At 47.7% G+C, this 5,817-nt stretch carries 2 tRNA genes and 3 rRNA genes; all 5 read right to left on the bottom strand.

The features are described from left to right. Positions 1–38: 38 nt before the first annotated feature. Positions 39–150 (bottom strand): 5S ribosomal RNA (gene rrf, locus BQ5809_RS07935). A 169-nt stretch (positions 151–319) separates the two neighbouring features. Next, positions 320–3,208 (bottom strand): 23S ribosomal RNA (locus BQ5809_RS07930). Positions 3,209–3,601: 393 nt separating this feature from the next. Beyond that, positions 3,602–3,677 (bottom strand) — tRNA-Ala (locus BQ5809_RS07925). A 52-nt stretch (positions 3,678–3,729) separates the two neighbouring features. Further along, positions 3,730–3,806 (bottom strand) — tRNA-Ile (locus BQ5809_RS07920). Positions 3,807–3,888: 82 nt separating this feature from the next. After that, positions 3,889–5,425 (bottom strand): 16S ribosomal RNA (locus BQ5809_RS07915). The 16S, 23S and 5S rRNA genes sit together here with 2 tRNA genes alongside, the layout of an rRNA operon. Positions 5,426–5,817 lie beyond the last annotated feature (392 nt).

The raw sequence follows: 5,817 nt of genomic DNA, 5'->3' as shown, positions 1-5,817 counted from the left end.
GCGAATATAGATTATTAGCAGGAGGTTTGTAATAAAGAGTTTGGCGATGACCTACTTTCGCATAGGGACTATACTATCATCGGCGCTGGTTTGTTTCACTGTCCTGTTCGAGATGGGAAGGAGTGGGACCAAACCGCTATGGTCGCCAAACGTAAACTGTCAAATTGGTAAGCCGTTAGAAAAAAATTTCTTTCGTTATTTATTATTTAATCAACTGTATTTCGGTGATAAACTGTATTCATCAGTAAGCTTTATCTTTTTGATTACTTTGCTTTGTATTTACATTATTTGTGTTTACTTTCAAAGTCCTTCAAATGATAGAGTCAAGCCTCACGAGCAATTAGTATGGGTTAGCTTCACGCGTTACCGCGCTTCCACACCCCACCTATCAACGTCCTGGTCTCGAACGACTCTTTAGTATGGTTAAACCACAAGGGAAGTCTCATCTTTGGGCGAGTTTCGCGCTTAGATGCTTTCAGCGCTTATCTCTTCCGAACTTAGCTACCCGGCTATGCTTCTGGCGAAACAACCGGTACACCAGAGGTTCGTCCACTCCGGTCCTCTCGTACTAGGAGCAGCCCCCTTCAAACTTCCAACGCCCACTGCAGATAGGGACCAAACTGTCTCACGACGTTTTAAACCCAGCTCACGTACCACTTTAAATGGCGAACAGCCATACCCTTGGGACCGACTACAGCCCCAGGATGTGATGAGCCGACATCGAGGTGCCAAACTCCGCCGTCGATATGGACTCTTGGGCGGAATCAGCCTGTTATCCCCGGAGTACCTTTTATCCGTTGAGCGATGGCCCTTCCATTCAGAACCACCGGATCACTATGTCCTGCTTTCGCACCTGCTCGACTTGTCGGTCTCGCAGTTAAGCTACCTTTTGCCATTGCACTATCAGTCCGATTTCCGACCGGACCTAGGTAACCTTCGAACTCCTCCGTTACTCTTTGGGAGGAGACCGCCCCAGTCAAACTGCCTACCATGCACGGTCCCCGACCCGGATAACGGGTCTGGGTTAGAACCTCAAAGTCACCAGGGTGGTATTTCAAGGACGGCTCCACAGAGACTGGCGTCTCTGCTTCAAAGCCTCCCACCTATCCTACACAAGTGACTTCAAAGTCCAATGCAAAGCTACAGTAAAGGTTCACGGGGTCTTTCCGTCTAGCAGCGGGGAGATTGCATCTTCACAACCATTTCAACTTCGCTGAGTCTCGGGAGGAGACAGTGTGGCCATCGTTACGCCATTCGTGCGGGTCGGAACTTACCCGACAAGGAATTTCGCTACCTTAGGACCGTTATAGTTACGGCCGCCGTTTACTGGGGCTTCGATCCGATGCTTGCACATCTTCAATTAACCTTCCAGCACCGGGCAGGCGTCACACCCTATACGTCCACTTTCGTGTTAGCAGAGTGCTGTGTTTTTAATAAACAGTCGCAGCCACCGATTCTCTGCGACCCTCAGATGCTTACGGAGCAAGTCCTTAACATTAGAGGGCATACCTTCTCCCGAAGTTACGGTATCAATTTGCCGAGTTCCTTCTCCCGAGTTCTCTCAAGCGCCTTAGAATTCTCATCCTGCCCACCTGTGTCGGTTTGCGGTACGGTTCTGATTCAACTGAAGCTTAGTGGCTTTTCCTGGAAGCGTGGTATTGGTCACTTCATGTCCGTAGACACTCGTCATCACGTCTCGGTGTTAAGAAAGAGCGGATTTGCCTACTCTTTCCACCTACTGGCTTAAACAAACTATTCCAACAGTTTGCTAACCTAACCTTCTCCGTCCCCACATCGCATTGAATCAAAGTACAGGAATATTAACCTGTTTCCCATCGACTACGCATTTCTGCCTCGCCTTAGGGGCCGACTCACCCTACGCCGATGAACGTTGCGTAGGAAACCTTGGGCTTTCGGCGAGCGGGCTTTTCACCCACTTTATCGCTACTCATGTCAACATTCGCACTTCTGATACCTCCAGCAACCTTTACAAGTCACCTTCACAGGCTTACAGAACGCTCCCCTACCATATACAAAAGTATATCCGCAGCTTCGGTTATAGATTTGAGCCCCGTTACATCTTCCGCGCAGGAAGACTCGACCAGTGAGCTATTACGCTTTCTTTAAATGATGGCTGCTTCTAAGCCAACATCCTGGCTGTCTGTGCCTTCCCACTTCGTTTACCACTTAATCTATCATTTGGGACCTTAGCTGGCGGTCTGGGTTGTTTCCCTCTTGACACCGGACGTTAGCACCCGATGTCTGTCTCCCGAGGAGCAACTTGATGGTATTCTTAGTTTGCCATGGGTTGGTAAGTTGCAATAACCCCCTAGCCATAACAGTGCTTTACCCCCATCAGTCTCATACTCGAGGCACTACCTAAATAGTTTTCGGGGAGAACCAGCTATCTCCGAGTTTGTTTAGCCTTTCACCCCTATCCACAGCTCATCCCCGCATTTTGCAACATGCGTGGGTTCGGACCTCCAATGCGTTTTACCGCACCTTCATCCTGGCCATGGATAGATCACTCGGTTTCGGGTCTACACCCAGCAACTAGTCGCCCTATTAAGACTCGGTTTCCCTACGCCTCCCCTACTCGGTTAAGCTCGCTACTGAATGTAAGTCGTTGACCCATTATACAAAAGGTACGCAGTCACACCACAAAGATGCTCCCACTGTATGTATGCATCAGGTTTCAGGTTCTATTTCACTCCCCTTCCGGGGTTCTTTTCGCCTTTCCCTCACGGTACTGGTTCACTATCGGTCGATGATGAGTATTTAGCCTTGGAGGATGGTCCCCCCATATTCAGACAGGATTTCACGTGTCCCGCCCTACTTCTCGTATACTTAGTACCATGGTTAAGATTTCAAATACGGGGCTATCACCCACTATGGCGGAAGTTTCCAATCCCTTCTTCTATCTTAACCATTATCATATACAGGCTTTTCCGCGTTCGCTCGCCACTACTTGCGGAATCTCGGTTGATTTCTTTTCCTCTGGGTACTTAGATGGTTCAGTTCTCCAGGTTCGCTTCTCTAGCCCTATGTATTCAGACTAGGATACTGCACGAGTGCAGTGGGTTTCCCCATTCGGACATCACGGTATCATTGCTTTTTTGCCAGCTTCTCCGTGCTTTTCGCAGGCTTACACGTCCTTCTTCGCCTATCATCGCCAAGGCATCCACCTGATGCACTTATTCACTTGACTCTATCATTTGAAGAACCTTCTGACTTTGCTATTTTAGCGTTGACTACTAAAATAACTTAGATTCTCTACTTTGATAAAGCTTACTGCTTGTTGTGTACTAACCTTGCCTTTTGAATTCAAGATTAGTTGATACAATCATCACCCAAATTTTGTTATTCGATTTGTTGCCTTTGCAGGCTGCCTGAAATACTGTTGCATCAGCATCCCAAACCAAATCGACAACATTGTCTTTGTTTGTTGATTTCGGCTTTCCAATTTGTTAAAGATCGATGCGTTTAATTATACTTCTTCTCAGCTTTCGCTTATAAAAAATATATCGCAAATTAAAGTAAGCTCGCCAGTTTATCTAAACTTGCTTTAATTTGCAATCTAATTTTTCATTTTATTTAATCTTGGTGGAGGCAAACGGGATCGAACCGATGACCCCCTGCTTGCAAAGCAGGTGCTCTACCAACTGAGCTATGCCCCCAGTATTTCTTACTTCTCGTAAGCTTTACAACTTGAATTCGCTTCTCTAATCCTGGTGGGTCTGGTAGGACTTGAACCTACGACCCCACGCTTATCAAGCGTGTGCTCTAACCACCTGAGCTACAAACCCATTTTGTGTACTTCTTGCTCTTCGCATCTTCATCTAAATTACCGATAAGTGTGAGTACCTAACAATCTCTTCTTTTCTCTAGAAAGGAGGTGATCCAGCCGCAGGTTCCCCTACGGCTACCTTGTTACGACTTCACCCCAGTCATGAAACATACCGTGGTAAACGGGCTCCTTGCGGTTACCCTATCTACTTCTGGTATCCCCCACTCCCATGGTGTGACGGGCGGTGTGTACAAGACCCGGGAACGTATTCACCGCAGTATGCTGACCTGCGATTACTAGCGATTCCGACTTCATGCACTCGAGTTGCAGAGTGCAATCCGGACTACGATCGGTTTTCTGGGATTGGCTCCACCTCGCGGCTTGGCTACCCTCTGTACCGACCATTGTATGACGTGTGAAGCCCTGGTCATAAGGGCCATGAGGACTTGACGTCATCCCCACCTTCCTCCGGTTTGTCACCGGCAGTCTCATTAGAGTGCCCAACTTAATGATGGCAACTAATGACAAGGGTTGCGCTCGTTGCGGGACTTAACCCAACATCTCACGACACGAGCTGACGACAGCCATGCAGCACCTGTGCTACGGCTCCCGAAGGCACAAGAGTATCTCTACTCTCTTCCGTACATGTCAAGACCAGGTAAGGTTCTTCGCGTTGCATCGAATTAATCCACATCATCCACCGCTTGTGCGGGTCCCCGTCAATTCCTTTGAGTTTTAATCTTGCGACCGTACTCCCCAGGCGGTCAATTTCACGCGTTAGCTACGCTACTAAGCAATCAAGTTGCCCAACAGCTAATTGACATCGTTTAGGGCGTGGACTACCAGGGTATCTAATCCTGTTTGCTACCCACGCTTTCGAGCATGAACGTCAGTGTTATCCCAGGGGGCTGCCTTCGCCATCGGTATTCCTCCACATCTCTACGCATTTCACTGCTACACGTGGAATTCTACCCCCCTCTGACACACTCTAGCTAGCCAGTTCAAAACGCAGTTCCCAAGTTGAGCTCGGGGATTTCACATCTTGCTTAACTAACCGTCTGCGCTCGCTTTACGCCCAGTAATTCCGATTAACGCTCGCACCCTACGTATTACCGCGGCTGCTGGCACGTAGTTAGCCGGTGCTTATTCTTTAGGTACCGTCATCAGTTAATGATATTAGCATCAACCTTTTCTTCCCTAACAAAAGTCCTTTACAACCCGAAGGCCTTCTTCAGACACGCGGCATGGCTGGATCAGGCTTTCGCCCATTGTCCAAAATTCCCCACTGCTGCCTCCCGTAGGAGTCTGGGCCGTGTCTCAGTCCCAGTGTGGCGGATCATCCTCTCAGACCCACTACTGATCGTCGCCTTGGTGGGCCCTTACCCCACCAACTAGCTAATCAGTTATTGGCCGCTCGAATAACGCAAGGTCCGAAGATCCCCTGCTTTCCTTCTCAAAGCGTATGCGGTATTAGCTATCCTTTCGGATAGTTATCCCCCATTACTCGGTACGTTCCAATATATTACTCACCCGTTCGCCACTCGCCACCAAGTACAAGTACTCGTGCTGCCGTCCGACTTGCATGTGTAAAGCATGCCGCCAGCGTTCAATCTGAGCCAGGATCAAACTCTTATGTTCAATCTCTAACTTACTTAACTTCTGGTCTGCTTCAAAGTAACTGACAGAGAATTATTTCAATTATTAGCAACCATAAGGTATAACCAAAAACTAAAACAACAATCTTGTCTGTTTTAAGCAGTGTGAGACCATCAGGCACTCACACTTATCGGTAATCTATCTGTTAAAGAACTTCTTACTTCTAAACCTTGAAAAACTTAACCAACTTCTGTATAATCAGTCAGCTATTCTCTTTTCTTCGCCGCCGTAGCAGCGAAGAACCGAACTATACGCTACTCACCACAAACCGTCAAATAATTTCTAGCACTTTTTTACAACTTTTTTGCAATTCTCTGTTTTTCCACAACTTTTATTTTTCAACTTCTTGGAAATTGGAATTCGGTAAACTCAAC

The sequence above is a fragment of the Kingella kingae ATCC 23330 genome, assembly GCF_900111845.1.
GTDB classification, from domain to species: Bacteria; Pseudomonadota; Gammaproteobacteria; order Burkholderiales; family Neisseriaceae; genus Kingella; species Kingella kingae.
The sequence above is the reverse complement of the archived record's forward strand: the minus strand, read 5'-3'. Positions and strand labels throughout refer to the sequence as shown.